Source organism: Pseudomonas sp. UBA4194, assembly GCF_002379585.1.
GTDB lineage: Bacteria > Pseudomonadota > Gammaproteobacteria > Pseudomonadales > Pseudomonadaceae > Aquipseudomonas.
Window position 1 is genome coordinate 35,134 of sequence record NZ_DFUE01000019.1, and the last position, 21,117, is coordinate 56,250.

Sequence of the window (21,117 nt, forward strand, 5' to 3'; positions counted from 1 at the left end):
GAGGGGACCAGGCGCCGCCGACATCAAACCCGGAAATGGCTCACCAGCATCTGCAACTGATTACCCAGCCGCGCCAGCTCGACGCTCGATGCGGCCGTCTCTTCACTGGCCGCTGCGGTCTGCTCCGACACATCGCGCACGTTGATGATGCTGCGGCTGATCTCCTCGGCCACCGAGCTCTGCTGTTCCGCCGCCGCGGCGATCTGCTGGTTCATGGCCTGGATGTTGGACACGGTGCGCGTGATGTTTTCCAGCGAACTGCCGGCGCGGCGGGTCAGTTCCACGCTGCTGTCGGTCAGGCCACGGCTGCTGAGCATCACGCTGGCCACCTGCTGGGTACCGCTCTGCAAACCTGCCACCAGACCTTCGATTTCCTCGGTGGACTTCTGCGTGCGTTGAGCTAGGCCACGCACCTCGTCGGCCACCACGGCAAAACCACGACCGGCCTCACCGGCGCGGGCCGCTTCGATTGCAGCGTTGAGTGCCAGCAGGTTGGTCTGCTCGGCTACAGCCTTGATCACGTCCATGACGCTGCCGATCTTGTCGCTTTCTTTCTGCAGCGCGTTCATGGCCTCGGTGGAACGGCGCACTTCCTCGGCCAGCTTCTCGATCTGGGCAATGGCTTCACCCACCACCTTGTCGCCTTCGCGGGCTTCTTCATCGGCGGTGGTGGCTGCCACGGACGCCTGTTCGGCATTGCGCGCCACTTCCTGAACGGTGGCGGTCATTTCGTGCATGGCGGTGGCCACCTGGTCGGTCTCCACCTTCTGGCTGTTGACGCCAGCGCTGGTCTGCTCGGTCACCGCCGACAGTTCTTCGGCGGCGCTGGCGATCTGGGTGACACTGTCACGGATACCACCGATCAGCTCGCGCAGGGTGGCGCCCATGCGCTGGATGCCCTGCTGCAATACGCCCAGTTCATCGCGACGGGTCACTTGCAGGTTGTGGGTCAGGTCGCCATTGGCAATGCGTTCGACCACATCCAGGGTTTCCTGCAGGGGTTTGGTGATCTGGCGAGTGATGACCCAGGCCGCCAGCACACCGAACAGCAGGGCCAGCAGTGCCGCGGCAATCTGGTAGCTACGCGCTTCGGCACTTTCGGCATCGCGGCGCTCGATCTGGATCTTGTACAGCTCATCGCTCAGGCGCACCAGCTCGCTGCCCTGTACGGTCATCTCGGCACGGGAGCTGGTGATGTCGGCGATCGAGGTGCGGAAGCCCGCCACAGCAGTGCGATAGTTGACCAGCGCGGCGCTCAGTTGCTGCAGGCGCGCCTGTTCGGTGGGTACGCGAGCGGACAGTTGTTCCATCTCGGCGACGGCTTTGTCCATCTGGGCGAAAGCCGCTTGTTCGGTCTTGTCGCTGACGTTGTTGGTGTAGCCACGCACTTCATAGCGCACCAGCTGCACCAGCTCCTTGGCGCGGGTGACGGCCTGGAACTGCTCGAAGCGCTCCGGGCTGTCCGGCAGGGCCAGGATGGCGTCATTGACCTGATTCACCAGGTTGTAGGCGACCATGGCGGTGTCGGTCATGTTCTGGCGCGCGGCGTTGCTGGTGTTGTAGCTGCTGCGCATGCGGTTCAGCGATTGCTGATAGGCGCTGATCTGCTTGGCCTGGTCGTTCAGGCGCTGGATGTTCTCCGGGCTCTTGAAACTGTCCAGCAGGCTTTTCTGCTGCGCGGAGAATGCGTCGAGCTGGGTCTGCACGGTCTGCGCGGCGCTGTCGTCGCCGTTGGTCAGCATGTACTGCAAGCGCACGATGCGCAGTTTGGTCAGGCTGTTGTTCAGCTCGGAAATGTCGCTCATCCAGTTGCTGCGCTGGATCAAGCTGCTCAAGCTGGTCCAGCCGGTGAGCGCAAGCAAGGTGGTCAAAACCAGCACCAGGCCAAAGCCCAGGCTGAGTTTCTTGGTTACGCTGATGTTGCCAAACCAGCCGTTCATGTTGCGCCCTCCAGACAGTAAATGGTTCCGACCCTGGCGCCGCGGGTATTTGTTGTTATGGGCGGCCTAGAAAAAGGTCATCTTGAGCCACTCATATCGGCGGGCGAACGCAGAGCTGAAACAAAAAACTGTTGGGCAAAGCAAAAAAAAACGGCGCGATGTCTATCGCGCCGTTCTTCAGCAAAGCCGTCGGTCGATCAAGCGATCGGCTGCGAGCTCCACTCACCGTTGACCAGGCGTGGCAGGCCCAGCGGGTTGGCGTTGCGCAGCGCTTCAGGCAGCAGCGCATCGGGGTAGTTCTGGTAGCAGACCGGACGCAGGAAGCGATCGATTGCCAGGGTACCTACCGACGTGCCGCGGGCATCGGAGGTGGCAGGGTACGGGCCACCATGAACCATGGCATCGCACACTTCCACACCGGTCGGGTAGCCATTGACCAGAATACGGCCGACTTTCTGCTCCAGCACCGGCACCAGCCACTGGTACTTGACCAGGTCCGAAGCAGGCTCGCCGATCAGCGTCGCGGTCAGCTGACCGCGCAGCGATTGCAGGGCGCTTTTGAGCTCGGCGTCGTCAGCCACTTCGATGACGATGGTGGCCGGGCCGAATACTTCTTCCTGCAACAGCTCGTCGCCATTGAGCAGCAGGCTGACGTCAGCCTTGAACAGCTGAGCCTCGGCCTGTTTGCCTTCTTGCGGCTTGCCGGCCAGGTGAGTGATCCCTTCGTGCGCCAGCAGATGCTCGACGCCCTTGCTGTAGCTGCGCAGACCGCCCGCGTTGAGCATGGTTTGCGGCGCCTGGGCGGCCATCTGGGTTTGCAGTTGCTCCAGGAAGCCGCTGAAGGCAGGCGAACGCACGCCGATCACCAGGCCTGGGTTGGTGCAGAACTGGCCACAGCCCATGACCACCGAAGCAGCCAGTTCCTTGGCCACGGTTTCACCGCGGCTGGCCAGTGCTTCAGGCAACACCACCACGGGGTTGATGCTGGACATCTCGGCAAACACCGGGATGGGCTGCGGGCGCTCGGCAGCCATCTTGCACAGCGCGTCGCCGCCGCTGAGCGAGCCGGTGAAGCCCACGGCCTGGATCGCCGGGTGCTTGACCAGGGGTTCACCCACACCGCTGCCGAAGATCATGTTGAACACGCCCTTGGGCATGCCGGTTTTCTCGGCGGCGCGAATGATCGCAGTGCCGACCTGGTCGGCGGTGGCCATGTGGCCGCTGTGGGCCTTGAACACCACCGGGCAACCCGACGCCAGCGCAGCAGCGGTATCGCCGCCGGCGGTGGAGAAGGCCAATGGGAAGTTGCTGGCGCCGAACACGGCCACCGGGCCTACGCCGATGCGGTATTGGCGCAGGTCGACGCGCGGCAGCGGCTTGCGCTCGGGCAGGGCCAGGTCGATGCGGGCACCGAGGAAGTCACCACGGCGCAGGACTTTGGCGAACAGGCGCATCTGGCCACTGGTACGGCCACGCTCGCCCTGGATGCGACCGGCTGGCAGCGCGGTTTCCTGGCAAACGATGGCGACGAAGTCGTCACCCAGTGCGTCGATTTCATCGGCAATGGCATCGAGGAATTCGGCCCGGCGTGCCGGGCTCAGCTGACGGTATTCCAGGAACGCGCCGTCGGCGGCCTGGCAGGCAGCGTCAACTTCGGCATCGGTGGCCTGGTAGAAAGCATAAGGCAGGGCCTCGCCGGTGGTGGCGTCGACACTTTTGAGTTTGGGCTCGCCACTGGCGCTGCGAGTGCCGCCGATGAAATTGTGACCGAGGATGTTAGGCATTGTTGTCTCCGTGTCGTTTGGGCGGGTTGTTGACGGACATCATACAACTAGGGCATTTGTCGATCAAGGTCGCCCCTACGGGCGGCCCTTGGATGGCAAAAGGGAAAATGGCCCACAACATGCAAGCAAATAGCCACTACCTGAGGTAGCGCCTTCACGTGCCTTGCGGTTATGGTGAGCCAGATCGATCATCGGCGACGCACCCGTTCGCCCCGAACCGAGTACCAGAGGTCATGTCGCCCATTCCCCTGCTGATCTGCGATGACTCTAACATGGCCCGCAAACAACTGTTGCGTGCCCTGCCAGCGGATTGGGACACGGCTGTCACACTGGCCGTCAATGGCCGCGAAGCGCTGGATTACGTGCGTCAAGGCAAGGGCGAGGTCATGCTGCTGGATCTGACCATGCCCGACATGGATGGTTACCAAGTGCTGGCAGCGTTACGCGAGCTGGGCTTGAACAGCAAGGTCATCGTGGTCTCCGGTGACGTTCAGGACGAAGCCCTGCGTCGTGTCCGCGAACTGGGGGCGCTGGCCTTCATCAAGAAGCCGGCGGCGCCGGACGAACTGCGCCGGGTGCTGCTGCAAGCCGGGCTTCTGGAAAAGAGCCCGAGCAACGCTCTGCGCCGCGCGCCGAACATCGACATTCACATCGGCTTCATCGACGCCCTGCGCGAAGCCGTCAACGTCGCGATGGGGCAGGCCGCGGCCATGCTGGCCAAGGTGCTGGGGGTGTTCATCCAGCTGCCCGTGCCTCACGTCAATCTGCTGGAAGTTAGCGAGCTGCACATGGCCCTGGCCGATGTGCAGCACGGTCAACCGGTGACCGCTATTTGCCAGGGCTATATAGGGGGCGGCATTGCCGGCGAGGCGCTGCTGATTTTCCACCACTGCGAGATCGCCGACATCGCCCGTCTGATGCGCCGCAGCGCCCTGGAATACTCCGATATCGAAATGCTGCTGGACCTGTCGTCGGTGATCATCGGTGCGTGTCTCAGCGGCCTGGCCCAGCAAATGGAGGTGGTGTTTTCCCAGAGCCATCCGCAGGTGCTGGGTGAGCAACGGGCCATCGACGACTTGATTGCGGTAGGCAAGCAGCGCTGGACCCGAACCCTGACCGTGGAGATCAGCTATACGCTGGAAGGCCACGACATCCACTTTGACCTGTTGCTGCTGTTCACCGAAGACTCGGTGCCCCTGCTGCGCGACAAACTTGCCTACCTGATGAGCTGAGCCATGAACCGACCGATCGAGCTGGACGAGTTTCACTGGCTGCTGGCGATCACCCAAAGCATCGACGTGGGGGTGGTGGTGCTCGACGCCGATTACCAGGTGCAGGTATGGAACACCTTTATGGAGAACCGCTCCGGGCTGGCGCCGGACGAGGCGATCGGCCAGCCGTTCTTCCATCTGTTTCAGGAAGTGGACCCGGAATGGTTTCGCAAGAAAGTCCGCAGCGTCATGACCCTGGGCACTCCGGCGTTCACCATCTGGGAGCAGCGCCCTTATCTGGTGCGGTTCAAGAACTACCAGCCGATCACCGGGCAGGAAGAGTTCATGTACCAGAACACCACCATCCTGCCGCTGCGCTCCACCAACAGTGAGATCAAGCATATCTGCGTGGTCATCTATGACGTCACCGACGTGGCCACCAACCGGCGTCAACTCCAGGCCTCGAACCTGCAGTTGCAGAAGCTCTCCAGCACCGACCGCCTGACCGGGCTGTACAACCGCGGACACTGGGAAGAGGCGCTGAAACTCGAATACGCCCGCCATGCCCGCTATGGCCATGCGACCTCGTTGATCATGTTCGACATCGACCACTTCAAGCGGGTCAACGATACCTATGGTCATCAAGTGGGCGATCAGGTCATCCAGCGCGTGGCCGATGTGCTGCGTGAACTGGTGCGCGACGCCGATATTGCCGGGCGCTACGGCGGCGAGGAATTCGCCGTGCTGCTGCCCGACACCGACAAGGCGGGCGGTGCCATGCTGGCGGAGCGCTTGCGCAAGGTGGTCGAAGAGCAAACGGTGGAGAGCGAAGCGGGCCCTGTTCGCTTTACCATCAGCCTGGGCGTGGCGGACCTGGGTTACCCCACCGACGATTACAAGCAACTGATCGAATGGGCCGACCAGGCGTTGTACGCCTCCAAGCGCGGCGGCCGCAATCGGGTCACGGTGTACGAGCGGCCCTGAAGCGCTGATGGCGACCGCAACCCCCGTGCGGGCTTGGGGTATCATGGGCGCCAGTCAAAACCCTTGGACGCTCCCCATGCCCAGTACCCTTGCTCCCAGCCAGCCGCGCGGCTGGTCCTTCTGGTGGAAGCCCGCCGTGTTCATTCTGGTCGCGGTGATCGGCCTCTACTACGTGAAGTGGTCGCCGTATTACCTCAAGTCCTTCGTGGCGGCCGACCAGCACAGCATTGGCAACTCGATCATCAACGACAATCCGAGCTCCCCGCTGTGGGCCGCGCTGGCCTATGCCCAGGTGTATTTCCTGGCGATCTGGAAGGCGGCGGTGCTGGCGGTGATCCTCGGCTCGCTGGTGCAGGTGCTGATTCCGCGTGACTGGTTGCTGCGCCTGTTCGGCAAGGCCGGCTTGGGTTCCACGCTGCGCGGCGGCCTGTTCGCCTTGCCCGGCATGATGTGCAGTTGCTGCGCGGCACCGGTGGCGGCCGGCTTGCGCCGCCAGCAGGTGTCGGTCGGCGCGGCGCTGGCCTTCTGGATCGCCAACCCGGTACTGAACCCCGCCACCCTGGTGTTCATGGGCTTCGTGCTGGGCTGGGAGTTCAGCGCGCTGCGACTGGTGGCCGGGGTGGTACTGGTGCTGGGTGTATCGCTGTTCGCCCAGCGCATCGCCAAGCCCGACGCCCTGCCGGAACAAGCGGTGCAGGCGCTGGAAGACGTGACGGACGCTCCCCAGGGCAGCCTGTTGGCCCGCTGGATGAAAACCCTCTGGCAACTGTTCTGGAGCACCATCCCGATCTACGTGGTGGCGGTGCTGGTGTTGGGCGCGGCGCGGGTCTGGCTGTTTCCCCACGTCGACGGCGCCATGGGCAACAGTCTGTTGTGGCTGGTGCCGCTGGCGATCGTCGGCACCCTGTTCGTGATTCCGACGGCGGCGGAAATCCCCATCGTGCAAACCCTGATGGCGCTGGGCCTGGGCACCGCGCCAGCGGTCGCGTTGCTGATGACCTTGCCCAGCGTGAGCCTGCCTTCGCTGTTGATGCTGCGCAAATCCTTCGATACGCGGGTGCTGGTCTGGGTCGGCGTACTGACCATGCTGGTGGGTATCGTCAGCGGCCTGGTGGGCGCGGCGCTGTTGTAAATCCCGAGGCCTACCTGCGCAACTGACGCTCGCGCAGGTAGGCCACGACTTCGGCACGGTCGCCGGCGAACTCGATGCGCGGGGCTTTGCTGTCGCGCTGATAGGCGTACATCGGGTCGTAGTACTCGCCCAGCAGACCGCTGATCCACTGCCGGTGCTCGTCCACCTGGCCGCTGCGCTGCTGTTCCTGCAGGGCGGCGTCCATGGCGGCGGCGAGGCGTTGATAACGCTCACCGCCCAGGCGCTTCACGATGCTGGCCAGGCTTTGCCGCAAGCGCAGGGCGAAGAGCTCGAAACCCTGCTCCAGGCCGTGCAAGGCGATGAACTCGGCGCACAGGTCCACCACGTAGTCCTTGAGAATCCGCTCCACGCGGTTGTCCACGCTGTCCTGCAGCCAGACCAGCGGCGCTTGTTGCATGCGCCGGTGCAGCGGCAACGGCACCGCCCTGCTGCCAATGGCACGGCCTTCATCCTCGAGCACGAACTGCGCGATGCCCTTATCCCGCTTTTTCAGAATGTCCACCGACAACTGATTCTCGAAACTGATCTGCGCCGGCTGCCCGCTGGCATGCTTGCCGAAGCTGGAGCCACGGTGGTTGGCGTGGCCCTCCAGGTCCAGGGCGTTGTCCAGTTGCTCCAGCACCTCGGTCTTGCCGGAGCCGGTCAAACCACCCAGCACCACGAAATCGCACTGGGTTACGGCGTCCTCGGTAACCTCGAGCAGGAAACTGCGCATCGCCTTGTAGCCGCCCAGCACTCGCGGATAGGGCACATCGGCCTCGTCGCGCAGCCACTGCTGGGTGATCTGCGAGCGTAAGCCGCCGCGAAAGCAGTACAGGTAGCCGTCGGGATGCGCCTGGGCAAAGGCTGCCCAAGCCTGGATGCGGGTCTGCTTGATGTCACCGCTGACCAGCCGATGACCGAGCTCGATGGCGGCCTGCTGGCCCTGCTGCTTGTAGCTGGTGCCGACCTTCTGCCGCTCGTCGTCGTTCATCAACGGCAGGTTGATGGACTGCGCGAAGGCGCCCTTGTCGAATTCGACCGGGGCGCGTACGTCCATCAAAGGGATGTCGTTCAGAAAGATCTCACGCAGGTCGGCGCTGTTGTCACGCATCACAGCACCTCGACCGCGTGAGTTTGGCGCGCCACCAGTTCACCAATCGGCTGCAACGCCAGCCCGAGCGTTTGCGCCAGTTGCAGGAACTGCGCTTCACCGTCCGGCGCTACGGCCACCAGCAAACCGCCACTGGTCTGCGGGTCGCACAGCAACTGCTTGTTCGCCTCGCTGAGGCTACCAATGCGCGCACCGTAGCTGTCGTAGTTACGCTGGGTACCGCCGGGGACGCAGCCCTGTTCGATGTAGTAGTCCACCCCGGGTAACCGGGGCACGGCGTCGGCGTACAGCCTGGCAGTGAGCTGGCTGCCATCGGCCATCTCCACCAGATGGCCCAGCAGGCCGAAGCCGGTCACGTCGGTCATCGCCTTGACCGCGTCCACCCGCGCGAAGCGGCTGCCGGGAGTGTTCAGGGTGCACATCTGGTCGCGGGCTACGCCGATGTCCTGTTCGCGCAGCAGGCCTTTCTTCTCGGCAGTGGTCAGGATGCCGATACCCAGGGGCTTGCTCAGGTACAACCTGCAACCCAGGATGGCGGTGTCGTTACGCTTCATCAGGCGCTTTTCCACCAGGCCGGTGACGGCCAGACCAAAGATCGGTTCCGGGGCGTCGATGGAATGGCCGCCGGCCAGGGGAATGCCTGCCGCGTCGCACACCGCGCGACCACCGCGAATCACTTCACGGGCAATCTCCGGCGCCAGCACGTTGACCGGCCAGCCGAGGATGGCGATGGCCATGATCGGGTCGCCGCCCATGGCATAGATGTCGCTGATGGCGTTGGTGGCAGCGATACGGCCAAAGTCATAGGGGTCATCGACAATGGGCATGAAAAAGTCAGTGGTCGAGACCACTCCACGTTCGTCGTCGATGGCGTAGACCGCGGCGTCGTCGCGCGAGGCATTGCCGACCCACAGTTTCGGGTCCAGGTTCTGGGCGCCGCTGCCGGCCAGGATCACTTCCAGCACCTGGGGTGAAATCTTGCAGCCACAGCCCGCGCCGTGGCTGTATTGGGTCAGGCGGACAGGTTCGGTCATGATCGAGGCCTCGAGGAGAAGGCCCGGGATTCTACCAGAGGTGGGCGATGCCGACGTTGTGATAGCGCTGCCGCGGTGGTTCCACGGCAGCGTTTTATTCACTCCTTGGTCGCGTGTGCCCAGCGGTAATCCAGGCGTGGTGCCTTGACCTTGATCTTGCGCTTGGTCTTGCTGAAGAAGGGTTCGTGGACCGGCTCCGGGTCTTTGAGGAAGATCGTCATCACCGCGCTCAGCGCATACAGACCGGTGAATGCCCAGACCACCCCTTCGAGGCCGAAGCTGTCGTGGAAGATCGCCACCACCGCCGGGCCCACCCAGGTGGACGCACCGGCGCCCAGGCTCAGTACCGACAGCGCGGCAGCCTTGTTATGCGGCGCCAGCGCGGGCGCCAGGGCCGACAGCGGCACGAAGCACGCCAGCGTCAGGCCGTAGAGAGCACCGAACACCGAGGCCAAGAGGAAGTTGTCGGGGAACGCCTGGGGCATGAAGAAGAACAGCGGGGTGGTGATGGTGCTGCCCACCGCGCCCAGCCACAGAATGGTGTTGCGGTAGCCGATGCGGGTACTGATGATGCTCGAACCCAGGTTGCCGATGATGTTGAACACGAAGACGATGGTCAGCAGTTGCAGCCATTCTTCCAGCGTGAAGCCCACGACGTCCATGAAGAAGCCGGGCAGGACCACCAGGAAGCCGAACATCGACGAGGTGTTGATGATGCGCACCACACCGGCCAGGGTTACCTTGGGTTTGGTCCACATGATGGTGACATTCTTGGCCATGGTCACCAGCGGTTTCTCGCCTTCGGGTGCCAGACGACGCATACCGTGAGCCTCACGCATGCCCACCAGACCGATGATGCCACCGACCACCACCAGCGCGAACGACAGCCAGAATGTCTGCAGCGCGCCGATCAGTGGAATGCTGATGCTCGCCACCAGCGAACCCAAGGTCGGCAGGCCGGCCGCATAGGCCACCCAGAACCAGCCCACGGCCAGGCCCATTTTGCGTGATGGCGTGGCCGCTGCAATCCAGACCAGAAAGCCATAGGCGAACAGCGGGTAACCGAAGCCGCGCAGACCGTAGGTCAGCAGGATCATCTTGTAGCTCAGGGTTTCCAGGCCATACACCAGGAACAGGACCTCGAACACGCTCCAGATCAACAGGCCCAGCATCATGACCCGTTTCGGCCCCCAGATGTTCGACAGCGCTCCGGCCAGCCAGGAGGAAATCCCCACCGTGACACCGTACAGGGTGAACACCATGGCAATTTCGCCCTCGGGCATGCCGCGGCCGCTGAGGAAGGGGGAGAGGTAGCCGAGTTCGACACCGTCGCCAATCATGAAGATCAGCAGGCCGACGAACCCCCAGAACATGGGATAGGGGATACCGATCTTGTCGCACAGGCGGGAGAGTGGGGTGTTCGGAGTGGATTGATCGCTCAATGGTCCGGTCCTTTTTGCAGCACGGCGCTTGGGCGCGCCGAATGAATGGCCTCTATGAGGTTGGCGGGCAGGCTCAGGTAAGAGCAGAGCACCACGATCGACGTGGTACAACACGACGCGGAGGGAGCAAAGCAGGATCGCCGGGGTACGGCGTGCATGGGCTCATTAATCTATATTTTTTTAGATTTTCGCGCCGTTTGCTGATCTTTTATCGCATCTGAATCGATTCAGCGCAACCGCGCGGGGCGCGCAAGGGTGCGACAATCGGCCCGGTGGTAATGGCGCTAGGCCAGAAGGCAGGGGGCCTAAGGTGTTGCAAAAAATGACTGAAAAAAATTTGGTTTTTGGTTGGGGGATTTGGGTAGGGAGGTGGGATTGGCGGTGAATGGTCCCCTCACCCCAGCCCTCTCCCTGAGGGAGAGGGAGCTGTACGGTGGTGTTGCGGATATGCGCGATCCGCTTTTAGCCCCCTCTCCCTGAGGGAGAGGGAGCCGGACGGTGGTGTTGCGGATATACGCGATCCGCTTTTAGCCCCCTCTCCCTCAGAAAGAGGGCGCCGTGCGGTGGTTCTGCGGATGTACGCGATCTGCTTTTAGCTCCCTCTCCCTCAGGGAGAGGGCTGGGGTGAGGGGACCATTCACCGCCAATCCCGCCGACGTACTCGAGCAATTCAGGACGTCCGCGCCCGGGCGGCAAACCCGGATCAATACCGCATTGTTAGACTGGCTCAAACCCCATCAGCCTTAGCCGCACCGCCACGAATCACACTGCCCGCTTTCGCCCGCCCGGCACATCCCACCATGTGAGAGCATGTTCGAAAAAAGCCCCCCCAGGCTTGCCGGTAACCCCACCACGGAGTAAAGGTGGCGCTATCGAGCCCGGCAGGAATTCCCATGTACCCGCTTATTTCGAACGTCGAAAGTGATGCCCAGTTGCCCGACAGTGCTGATGTGGTGGTGATTGGTGGCGGCATCATTGGAGTGTGTACCGCGTTTTTTCTGGCCGAGCGCGGGGTGTCGGTGGTGCTGGTGGACAAGAGCGGCATCGCCCACGAGCAGTCTTCGCGCAACTGGGGGTGGGTGCGCACCATGGGCCGGGATGTGGCCGAGGTGCCCCTGGCCATTGCCAGCCTGAAACTGTGGGATGGCTGGGCTGCCAAGCTCACCCATGACACCGGCTTTACCCGCTCCGGCATTCTTTACGCCTGTGAATCGGCGGCCGAGCTTGAGGCCAAGGCGAAATGGCTGGAGCACACTCAGGCCCTGGGCATCGAGGCGCAATTGCTGGACACCGCGCAAATCCAACAGCGCCTCAATGCCCCAGCGCCGGCTTCCTGGGTCGGCGCGCTGTTCACCGAAAGCGACGGCCGCGCCGAGCCGGACATTGCCACTGCCGCCATCGCCGAAGGCGCCCGCGCTCGCGGCGCCAAGCTGTTCACCCGGTGTGCAGCGCGGGGTGTGGAAACCAGCGGCGGCCGGGTCAGCTCGGTGGTAACCGAACTGGGCGAAATCAAATGCAGCAGCGTGGTGCTGGCCGCTGGCGCGTGGTCCAGCCTGTTCTGTCGCAACCTGGGTATCCGCCTGCCGCAGTTGCGGGTGATGGGCTCGGTGATGCGCACAGCGCCGTTGCCCGGTGGGCCGGAGTGCGCCGTGGCAACGGAAAAGGTGTCGTTCAGAAAGCGTGCCGACGGCGGCTACACCATCGCCTTGCGCAACGCCAACGTAGCCTCGCTGGTCCCCGACAGTTTCCGTTACCTTCCCGACTTCCTGCCCATGGTCAAAGCCCATCACCAGGAATACCGCCTGCGTGTCACCGGCCAGAGCTGGACGGAAATGAACACCGCCACCCGCTGGGCGAACAACGAGACCTCACCATTCGAAACCCAGCGGCTGTACGACCTCAAACCCGTGGACGCCTATCTCGACAAGGCCCTGGCCATGCTCGCCGGGCAGTTTCCGATCTTCGCCCAGGCCAGGATCGAGCAGCGCTGGGCCGGGCTGATCGATGTCACCCCCGACGTGGTACCCGTGATGGACCAGGTGCAGAGCCTGCCCGGTTTCTACCTCGCTACCGGCTTCTCCGGCCATGGCTTCGGCATCGGCCCAGGCTCGGGTCACTTGATGGCGGACCTGATCACCGGCGATACACCCTTGGTCGACCCCACGCCGTTTCGCTTCGCCAGGTTTGCCCGATGAGCCGCTCAGCTGTGCGCGAGCACCGCGTCCATCCGCTGAGCAATGAGCGCGCTTTCCTCACCCATGGCGCGCACCAGTTGCTGTCGGTAGGCGTCGGTCATCCGGGCGCTGGGCAGTGCGCAACTCAGCGCGCCCAGCGGAGCGCCTTCGCTATCCAGAATCGGCACCGCAACGCCGGTGTGCAGGGGCAGGATCTTGTCGCTCAAGCCACCGGCGAAACCCTGCTTGCGCACCTCCTTGAAGGCCACACGCAGGGCCTGCTCGGTAATGCCGTATTCGCGCAGCAGGCGTGGCGCGTTGTGGTCCAGGATCTCGGCACGCTTGCAGGCCGGCAGGTGGCTCAGCAACACCAGCGAGCCCTGGCCGACGCCACTGAGCACGCGCGCGCCAACGCAGTGGGCAAACCGCTTGGTGGGGTTGGCGCCGGCCTGCATTTCCAGGCACAGCGCGTAGTAGCCGTCCTGCACGAAGAGGAAAAAACTGTCGGCGAAGGTTTCCGAAAGCCGCAGCAGCGCCGGCCGGGCCAATTCTCGCAGGCCGCCGGTATTGCCAGCCTGGGCGCCCAGGCTGAGCAACTCGTAGCCCAGGTAGTAGTTGCCGCGCAGCCTGGGCAGGCGAATGAACCCATAGGACTTCATGGCCTTGAGCAGTCGGTACAACGTCGCTCGGCTGAGCTGGGTCTCGGCACTCAGTTCCTCGATGCTGGCGCCACGGTCACCACAGGCGGCAATGGCCTGCAGGATATCGAACGAACGGTCCAGGGTTTGCGTTCCCTGGGTGCTGCAACGCGGGGGGCGCGGTGTCGATGAGTCGGTTTGGGGCACGTGGGCATCTCCCTGGAAACAGACAATGTCTAGCCGATGTCCAGCGGGCGTGGCATCGAGCCGCCAAGCCCGGCTGACAGGAGATGAAGGTCTGCAATATTTGGGCCCCGATCCGCTCGGGGTGTCCGCACCACTGATCAACAGGAATGAGAACCGCTGATGCCAGGACCTCGCGTAGTACCCGTACAGGGCGACGAACAGCTTCCCGACCGCGTCGATGTGGTAGTGATCGGCGGCGGCATCATTGGCACTTCCACTGCCCTGGAGCTGGCCGAGCGCGGCCTCAAGGTCGCGCTGTGCGAGAAAGGCGGCATCGGCCACGAACAATCCAGTCGCAACTGGGGCTGGGTGCGCATTTCGCGGCGTGACCCGCGCGAGCTGCCGCTGATGGCCCATGCCCTGAACATCTGGGAAGGCCTGGCCGCCCGCATCGGCAAGGACGTTGGTTATACCCGCGCCGGTATCCTGTTCACCTGCCCCGACGATCAAAGCTACGCCGAGCACGAGCGCTGGAAGCGCAACCTGGATGACTATCCCGTGCGGGCGCGGATGGTCTCCGGCGCCGATCTTGCCGAACTGCTGCCTGGGGCGCACCGCCTGCAACTCAAAGGCGCGCTGTACACCCCCGACGATGGCCGCGCCGAACCACAGCAAGCGGCACCGGCGATTGCCGAAGCCGCACGGGCCAAAGGCGCGGTGATCCTCACCGAATGCGCGGTGCGCGGCATCGAACGCTCCGCCGGCCGAGTCAGTGGCGTGGTCACCGAGCGCGGTCCGATCGCCTGTACCTCGGTGGTGCTGGCAGGCGGCGCCTGGTCGAGCTTGTTCTGCTCACCGCTCAAGGTGCACCTGCCCCAGCTCAAGGTACTCAACTCGGTGATCCGCACCACGCCCCTGCAGGGCGGTCCTGAAGCGGCGATCTGGGCCATGGATTTTGCCGTGCGCAAACGCCAGGACGGTGGCTACACCGTCGCCTCGGGCCACGAGAACATCGCCGATATCGTGCCGGATTCCTTCCTCTACGCGCGGCAGTTCTGGCCTGCCCTGAAGCAGGAACACAAGTCCCTGTCGTTCCGCCTGGGCCAGCGGTTCTTTCAAGAGGCCGTGCTGCCCAAACGCTGGTCACTGGACGAAGCCAGCCCCTTCGAATACCGCCGCGTGCTCGATCCGGTGCCGTCGATCAGCCAATCCAATCGCGCCCTGGCCAGCTTGACCAACGCCTTCCCGGTGTTCGCCAACGTGCGGGTCGCCCAGCGCTGGGGCGGCATGATCGATGTGACCCCCGATGCCGTGCCGGTGATCTCGCCTGTGGAAGGCGTGCCAGGCTTTTTCATCGCCACCGGCTTTTCCGGTCATGGCTTCGGCATCGGCCCGGCAGCGGGGCGCCTGATGGCCAATCTGGTGACCGGTGAACCCCCTATCGTCGACCCGCAGGCGTTTCGGCTGTCGCGCTTCAGCGATGGCTCCAACCCACGGCCCATTTCCGGATTCTAGACCGCCACGTTCAAGCTCCATGCAGCAGCACCCCGCAAGAAGCTCGCACGAACGAGCCAGGGTTCAGCGTCACGACGCTTTGCGGCACATGCCACCTGCCTTTCTTCACTTCGGGAGCTTCAGCATGTCGCAACGCGATGATTCGGATAAAGGCAACAGCCTGTTGAACCCAACCCGCCGCCAGGCCCTGGCCATGGCCATTATCGGCGCCGCGGGTGCGATGCTGCCGCTGGGCAGGGCCAATCAGTCGTTCGCCGCCATGGCCGCCACGCCCTCCGGCCAGGTGATCATCGGCCTGTCCCAGGAACCCACGGTTTTCAATCCGCACATGCCGCACATCGAAGTGGACGACGGCATCCACTGGAACGTGTTCGACCCGCTGTTCGGCATCTCGCCCAGCGGCGAATTCGTTCCAGCGCTGGCCACCGAAGTGCCCACCGTGGCCAACGGCGGAATCTCCGCCGACGGCAAGCAATGGAAGGTCAAGCTGCGCAGCGATGCCAAGTGGCACGATGGCAAGCCGTTCACCGCCGAGGACGTGAAGTACACCCTGGAGCTGATCGTGTCGCCGACCTTTCGCAGCGGTCGCCGCGCCGGCCACGATCTGCTGCGCGATATCACGGTGGTCTCGCCCACCGAAATCCATTGGCGCATGGAGAAATCCTACGCGCCGTACGCCTCGATCCTGTCGTCCACGTTCATCCTGCCCAAGCACATTCTGTCGGCGGCCGCCGACGTCAACACCGCGCCATTCAACAATGCGCCCGTGGGCACCGGCCCGTTCAAGTGGGGCACCCGCGTGGCGGGCGACCACATCCAACTCAAGGCCAACCCGGATTACTACGGCACCCGCCCGCAACTGGACAGCGTGATCTTCAAGTACATCCCCGACCTGACTGTGCTCTACACCCAGTTCAAGACCGGCGACATCGACGTCACCGCCATGCAAGGCATCACCCCCGACCACTACGAAGAGGCCAAGGGCCTGGCCGATCGCACGGTGGTGATCCTGCCGGTGGCCACCATCGAATCGGTGACCCTGAACATGGAGCGCCCGCAGTTCAAGGACCCTGCCGTGCGCCAGGCGCTGTACATGGCCATCGACAAGAAAACCATCATCGACGAACTCTACTTCGGCCTGGTGCTGCCCACCGAAACCTACATGCCGCAGCAGTCGGCGTACTACAACCCCAACCTGCCCAAGCAGAGCTTCAACATCGAGGCGGCCAACCAGTTGCTCGACGACGCCGGCTGGAAACCCGGAGCCGGCGGCATTCGCGAAAAGGACGGGGTGCGCCTGTCGTTCACCAACTCCACCACCGCCGGCAACCAGATCCGCGAACAGGCCCAGCAGTTCATTCAGCAGACCTGGCTGGCCATCGGCGTGGAAGTGAAGATATCCAACCTGCCGCCGGCAGTCATGTGGGGCGAGTACTGGGTGCAGTCCAAATTCGACTCGGTGATCGTCGGCAATAACTTTCTCACCGGCGCCGACCCGGACACCCGCGACTATTTCGGCTCGCAATCGACCAACGCCAAGGGCGGCGCCGGCCAGAACAACTCGCAGTACGTCAACGCCAAGGTCGACGCGCTGCTGGCCGAAGGTGCCGCCGTGCAGGACGTGGCCCAGCGCAAGGCTGTGTACGTGCAAGTGCAGGACCTGATCCGCCAGGACCTGCCCATCCTGCCCCTGTTCCAGTACACCTACGTGCGTGGCTACAAATCGGGGCTCAAGGGCTTTGCCGGCAATATCAACCTGCGCATCGAGCCCTGGAACGTCAACACCTGGTCCTGGACCTGAATGCACGCCCACGCCCGGCCGTGGGGCCGGGCGTCGTCTGTACTGGTGAGGGTCTGAACCATGCCGCAATACATTCTCAATCGCCTGGGCCAGAGCGCCGTGGTGCTGGTGCTGGTGTCGCTGATCGGCTTCATGGTGCTCAATCTGGCACCCGGCGGGCCCATGTCGCAGTTCGCCCTCAACCCCGGCATGAGCCAGGCCGAACTGGATCGCATCGCCGAACAACTGGGTCTCAAGCGGCCACTGCTGGTGCAATACATCGACTGGTTCAGCCGCCTGTTCGTGGGCGACTGGGGGAATTCATTCCGCGACGGTCGCCCGGTGCTCAGCGTGATTGCCGGCCATCTGCCGGCCACCCTGTTGCTGATGGGCACCTCGACCCTGCTGTCGATCATCATCGGCACCTGGGTCGGGGTGCTCGGCGCGGTGCGTCGTTATTCGGTGTTCGACACCCTGGCCACGGTCGGCGCGATGGTGGCGTTGTCCATCCCCACCTTCTGGTTCGGCCTGGTGGCGATCTTCTTTTTCTCCCTGCACCTGGGGTGGCTGCCGGCGGGCAACATGTACACCATCGGCGATCAGTCGCTGGCTGACTACGCCATTCACCTGGTGCTGCCGGTGATGGTGCTGGCGCTGGTCAACGTGGCGATCTGGAGTCGCTACATGCGCTCGGCCACCCTCGACGTGATCGACCAGGATTTCGTCCGCACCGCGCGGGCCAAGGGCGTGCCCTATCGCCGGGTGCTGACTCACCACGTGATCCGCAATGCCCTGCTGCCGATGATCACCCTGGCAGGGCTGCAGATTCCGACCATTCTGGGCGGCGCGCTGGTGACCGAAACGGTGTTCACCTGGCCGGGCATGGGCCGGCTGTTTCTCGACAGCCTGGGCTACAGCGACTACCCGGTGATCATGGGCATCCTGATGTTCTCCGCGGTGCTCGTGCTGCTGGGCAACTTGCTGGCCGACCTGTTGATAGGCGTCGCCGACCCCCGCGTTCGGTTGGCTTGAAGGAGTACCGCGCATGACCACCACCACCACCACCCATTACCTGCCCACTCCACGCCGCTGGGTTTGGCTGGCCAATCCCACGCTGCGCCGCTTCCTGCGCCACAAGTTGGCCGTGCTGGGCGTGGTGATGATCACCACCCTGGTGCTGGCCTGCGTGTTCGGCCCGTACCTGCTGCAGTACAACGACCTGAGCATCGACATCCGCAACCGCTTCGCCCCACCGCTGACCGGCAGCCACTACCTGGGCACCGACGCCCTGGGCCGCGACACCGCCGCGCGGCTGCTCAAGGCCGGGCGCATCTCGCTGATGGTGGGCTTCTGCGCCATGCTCATGAGCATCGTCATCGGCACCTTGATCGGCGTCATCGCCGGCTACTACCGCGGGTGGGTCGGCGCCGCCCTGATGCGTTTCGTCGACGCCTTCCTGTCGTTTCCCAGCGTGTTCCTGGTGCTGGTGCTGGCGGCCTTCACCAAGCCCAGCCCGATGATGATCACCCTGATCATCGCCGTGACCAGCTGGATGGAAATCTCGCGCATCGTCGAGGCCGAAATCCGCTCCCTGCGCGAGCGCGATTTCACCCTGGCCGCGCGCATGATCGGCGCCAGCAACCGCTGGATCATGTTCCGCGAACTGATGCCCAACGCCATCGGCCCGATCATCGTCGCCGCTACCCTGACCATCGCCAACGCCATCCTGCTGGAGGCCTACATCAGCTTCCTCGGCTATGGCATCCAGCCGCCGCTGCCCAGCTGGGGCAACATGCTCAACGCCGCCCAGCAGTACCTGGGCAAGGCACCGTGGCTGGCGATCATTCCCGGGCTGGCCATCACCCTGGCGGTGACCAGTTTCAACTTCATCGGCGACGGTCTGCGCGATGCGCTGGACGGCAGGAGCGACCTGAAATGAACGCAGATGAAAAGATCACCGTGGCCCACCTCAACGTGGCCTTTCGCAAGGGCAGCGGCTACGTGCCGGTGGTGCACGACATCAACTTCAGCATTCGGGCCGGCGAAACCCTGGCGCTGGTGGGGGAGAGCGGTTCGGGCAAAAGCGTCACCAGCCTGGCCATCATGAAACTGCTGGCCGAAGCACCGAAAACCCGCATCGACGGCAGCGCCATCGTCGCCGACCGCCACGGCCATCCCATCGACCTGGTGGCCATGGGCGAGCAACAGATGCGCCACGTGCGCGGCAACCGCGTGGCAATGATTTTCCAGGAGCCGTTGACCTCCCTGAACCCGGTGCACCGGGTTGGCGACCAGATCGCCGAGGCGATTCGCTTCCACCAATCCCTGAGCAAGGCCGAGGCCCGCGCCCGAGCCCTGGCGCTGCTGGAGCAGGTCGGTATTCCGGAGCCAGCCAAGCGCCTGGACTGCTACCCCCATGAACTCTCGGGCGGCATGCGCCAGCGGGTGATGATTGCCATCGCCCTGGCCATGGAACCGGATGTGCTGATAGCCGACGAACCGACCACGGCGTTGGACGTGACTGTGCAGGCACAGATTCTCGACCTGCTGCGCACCCTGCAGAAAAAGAACGGCATGGCCATCCTGTTCATCACCCACAACTTCGGCGTGGTAGCGGAGATCGCCGACCGGGTGATGGTGATGTACGCCGGGCGCATCGTCGAGCAAGGCAGCGTCAGCCAGGTGCTGGCCTCGCCACGCATGCCTTACACCCGCGGCCTGCTCGCCGCCGTGCCGCGCTTCGAGCACGCCGGCCTGGCCCAGGGCGAGTTGGGCACCATCGCCGGTTTCGTCCCGGACCCCAGCGCGCCGCCCAGCGGCTGCGCCTTTCATCCAAGGTGTACCTACAGCGTGGCCGGGCGCTGCGACAGCCAGGCCCCGGTGCTGGAAGAAGTCGAACTGGGGCACCAGCTGCGCTGCGTGCGCTGGCAGGAACTGCCCGTTGAGCACGGAGGTGCACGATGAAAGAACGGCCCCTGATCGACGTTGTCGGCTTGACCAAATACTTCCCTGTGCGCAAGACCTTCCTGGCCAGCCGCCGCGGCCGCGATGACAACCTGGTGCGCGCCGTGGACGGCATCGACCTGAGCATCGCCCGCGGCGAAGTGCTCGGCCTGGTGGGCGAAAGCGGCTCGGGCAAGAGCACGTTGGGCCGCAGCCTGATGATGCTCGACCGGCCCACCGACGGCCATATCGTCTTCGACAACACCGAAATCACGCCCTTCAACGACCGCCTGCTCAAGCCCTATCGCAAGCGCATGCAGATGATCTTCCAGGACCCCTACGGCTCGTTGAATCCGCGCATGACCGTGGGCGAGATCCTGGCCATGCCGCTGCGCTTTCACAACCCGGAACTGAACGCCGACGGGCGCCGTGAAAAAGCTGGCGAGGCCCTGGAAACCGTCGGCCTGGCTGCGCAGTATCTGGACCGCTACCCCCATGAGTTCTCCGGCGGGCAACGCCAGCGCATCGGCATTGCGCGTGCCCTGACCCTGGAGCCGGAATTCATCATGGCCGACGAGCCGGTATCGGCACTGGATGTGTCGGTGCAGGCACAGGTGCTGAACCTGTTCGCGCGCATTCGTCGGCAGATGAACCTGACCATGCTGTTCGTGACTCACGACCTGGCGGTGGTGGGGCATATCGCCGACCGCGTGGCGGTGATGTACCTGGGCCGCATCGTCGAGATCGCCCCGACACGGGAGCTGTTCAGCAACCCGCGCCATCCGTACACCGAAGCCCTGATGTCGGCCATCCCCATGCCCGAACCCGGCCAGCGCCGGCAACGTATCGTGCTGCAAGGCGATATCCCCAGCCCCATCTCCCCACCCTCCGGCTGCGCCTTCCGCACCCGCTGCCCCTATGTGCTACCTGCTTGCGCGCACGAGCGGCCCGTGTTGCGCGACGTCCATGCCGGGCATGGCGTAGCCTGTATTCGGGATGACCTGGAGCTGGTCTCTCCGCTGAACGAACAACGCGAAATCATGCAGCAACCCGCTCATTGGAAAGTCGGCAGCTGACCTCGTCGCGCCACTGCTGCGCCTATAGCCTGCTCCCTCATCGGCGCCTGCTAAATCGCCATCGCGGGCAGAGCCCGCTCCCACAGGGGATATGCTGCGCCGGCGAAATCTGACAGGCACAGGAGACCTGTGTAGGAGCTGGTTCTGACAGGCACAGGAGACCC

At 64.0% G+C, this 21,117-nt stretch carries 17 protein-coding genes and 1 pseudogene; 11 read left to right on the top strand and 7 right to left on the bottom strand.

All coding sequences use genetic code 11. From position 1 onward, the window contains the following. Positions 1-23: 23 nt before the first annotated feature. The 3 genes and pseudogenes from B3397_RS22500 to B3397_RS04965 all read right to left on the bottom strand — a co-directional run bounded on the left by B3397_RS22500 (position 24) and on the right by B3397_RS04965 (position 3,724). Positions 24-887: a methyl-accepting chemotaxis protein gene (locus B3397_RS22500; protein WP_414704346.1), complete on the bottom strand. Its 864-nt coding sequence runs from the start codon at positions 885-887 to the stop codon at positions 24-26. A 39-nt stretch (positions 888-926) separates the two neighbouring features. Then, positions 927-1,805: pseudogene (locus tag B3397_RS22505) on the bottom strand (methyl-accepting chemotaxis protein); the annotation flags it as partial. A gap of 332 nt (positions 1,806-2,137) precedes the next feature. Then, positions 2,138-3,724 (bottom strand): aldehyde dehydrogenase (NADP(+)), encoded by a 1,587-nt coding sequence (locus B3397_RS04965; protein ID WP_296247813.1) that lies wholly within the window; start codon positions 3,722-3,724, stop codon positions 2,138-2,140. Between the two features lie 233 nt (positions 3,725-3,957). On the opposite strand from B3397_RS04965, the gene B3397_RS04970 reads away from it, so the two are divergent. From B3397_RS04970 to B3397_RS04980, 3 genes are all read left to right on the top strand, one after another. Then, the gene (locus B3397_RS04970) at positions 3,958-4,956 is read left to right on the top strand and encodes a response regulator (protein WP_296247814.1); all 999 of its coding nucleotides are present in this window, start codon (positions 3,958-3,960) and stop codon (positions 4,954-4,956) included. Positions 4,957-4,959: 3 nt separating this feature from the next. Next, complete coding sequence (locus B3397_RS04975; protein WP_296247815.1) at positions 4,960-5,919, top strand: sensor domain-containing diguanylate cyclase; 960 nt, start codon at positions 4,960-4,962, stop codon at positions 5,917-5,919. 76 nt (positions 5,920-5,995) lie between these two features. Then, positions 5,996-7,051, top strand: coding sequence for a permease (locus tag B3397_RS04980; protein ID WP_296247816.1), 1,056 nt, complete (start codon positions 5,996-5,998; stop codon positions 7,049-7,051). A gap of 10 nt (positions 7,052-7,061) precedes the next feature. On the opposite strand, the gene mnmH is transcribed toward B3397_RS04980, so the two are convergent. The 3 genes from mnmH to B3397_RS04995 form a co-directional block, all read right to left on the bottom strand. Further along, on the bottom strand, positions 7,062-8,165 hold the full coding sequence (gene mnmH, locus B3397_RS04985; RefSeq protein ID WP_296247817.1) for a tRNA 2-selenouridine(34) synthase MnmH: 1,104 nt from the start codon (positions 8,163-8,165) through the stop codon (positions 7,062-7,064). Continuing rightward, complete coding sequence (gene selD, locus B3397_RS04990) at positions 8,165-9,199, bottom strand: selenide, water dikinase SelD (protein WP_296247818.1); 1,035 nt, start codon at positions 9,197-9,199, stop codon at positions 8,165-8,167. Before selD ends, mnmH begins: the two co-directional genes overlap by 1 nt. 98 nt (positions 9,200-9,297) lie before the next feature. Next, on the bottom strand, positions 9,298-10,641 hold the full coding sequence (locus tag B3397_RS04995) for an MFS transporter (protein ID WP_296247819.1): 1,344 nt from the start codon (positions 10,639-10,641) through the stop codon (positions 9,298-9,300). A gap of 624 nt (positions 10,642-11,265) precedes the next feature. Here B3397_RS04995 and B3397_RS05000 point away from each other — a divergent pair. Together B3397_RS05000 and B3397_RS05005 are read left to right on the top strand one after the other, a co-directional pair. Next, positions 11,266-11,388, top strand: coding sequence for a BrnA antitoxin family protein (locus tag B3397_RS05000; protein ID WP_296247820.1), 123 nt, complete (start codon positions 11,266-11,268; stop codon positions 11,386-11,388). Between the two features lie 146 nt (positions 11,389-11,534). Next, a complete protein-coding gene (locus B3397_RS05005; protein WP_296247821.1) occupies positions 11,535-12,836 on the top strand; it encodes an NAD(P)/FAD-dependent oxidoreductase in 1,302 nt (433 codons plus the stop codon). 5 nt (positions 12,837-12,841) lie between these two features. Here the strand turns inward: B3397_RS05005 and B3397_RS05010 are convergent, their stop codons facing one another. Next, entirely contained in the window at positions 12,842-13,660 is an 819-nt protein-coding gene (locus B3397_RS05010; RefSeq protein ID WP_296247822.1) for an IclR family transcriptional regulator, read from the bottom strand. Positions 13,661-13,819: 159 nt separating this feature from the next. Here B3397_RS05010 and B3397_RS05015 point away from each other — a divergent pair, with 159 nt between their 5' ends. The 6 genes from B3397_RS05015 (at position 13,820) to B3397_RS05040 (ending at position 20,953) form a co-directional block, all read left to right on the top strand. Then, complete coding sequence (locus B3397_RS05015) at positions 13,820-15,154, top strand: NAD(P)/FAD-dependent oxidoreductase (protein WP_296247823.1); 1,335 nt, start codon at positions 13,820-13,822, stop codon at positions 15,152-15,154. 124 nt (positions 15,155-15,278) lie between these two features. Next, positions 15,279-16,955: a peptide ABC transporter substrate-binding protein gene (locus B3397_RS05020; RefSeq protein ID WP_296247825.1), complete on the top strand. Its 1,677-nt coding sequence runs from the start codon at positions 15,279-15,281 to the stop codon at positions 16,953-16,955. 60 nt (positions 16,956-17,015) lie between these two features. Next, positions 17,016-17,966, top strand: a complete 951-nt coding sequence (locus tag B3397_RS05025; protein WP_296247826.1) for an ABC transporter permease — start codon at positions 17,016-17,018, stop codon at positions 17,964-17,966. A 13-nt stretch (positions 17,967-17,979) separates the two neighbouring features. Beyond that, positions 17,980-18,873 carry an ABC transporter permease gene (locus tag B3397_RS05030; protein ID WP_296247828.1) on the top strand — a complete coding sequence of 298 codons (894 nt, stop codon included), beginning with the start codon at positions 17,980-17,982 and terminating at the stop codon, positions 18,871-18,873. After that, positions 18,870-19,898 carry an ABC transporter ATP-binding protein gene (locus tag B3397_RS05035; RefSeq protein ID WP_296247830.1) on the top strand — a complete coding sequence of 343 codons (1,029 nt, stop codon included), beginning with the start codon at positions 18,870-18,872 and terminating at the stop codon, positions 19,896-19,898. The genes B3397_RS05030 and B3397_RS05035 overlap by 4 nt, the downstream gene beginning before the upstream one ends. Further along, positions 19,895-20,953, top strand: a complete 1,059-nt coding sequence (locus tag B3397_RS05040) for an ABC transporter ATP-binding protein (protein ID WP_296247833.1) — start codon at positions 19,895-19,897, stop codon at positions 20,951-20,953. Before B3397_RS05035 ends, B3397_RS05040 begins: the two co-directional genes overlap by 4 nt. The last annotated feature ends 164 nt before the right edge of the window (positions 20,954-21,117 follow it).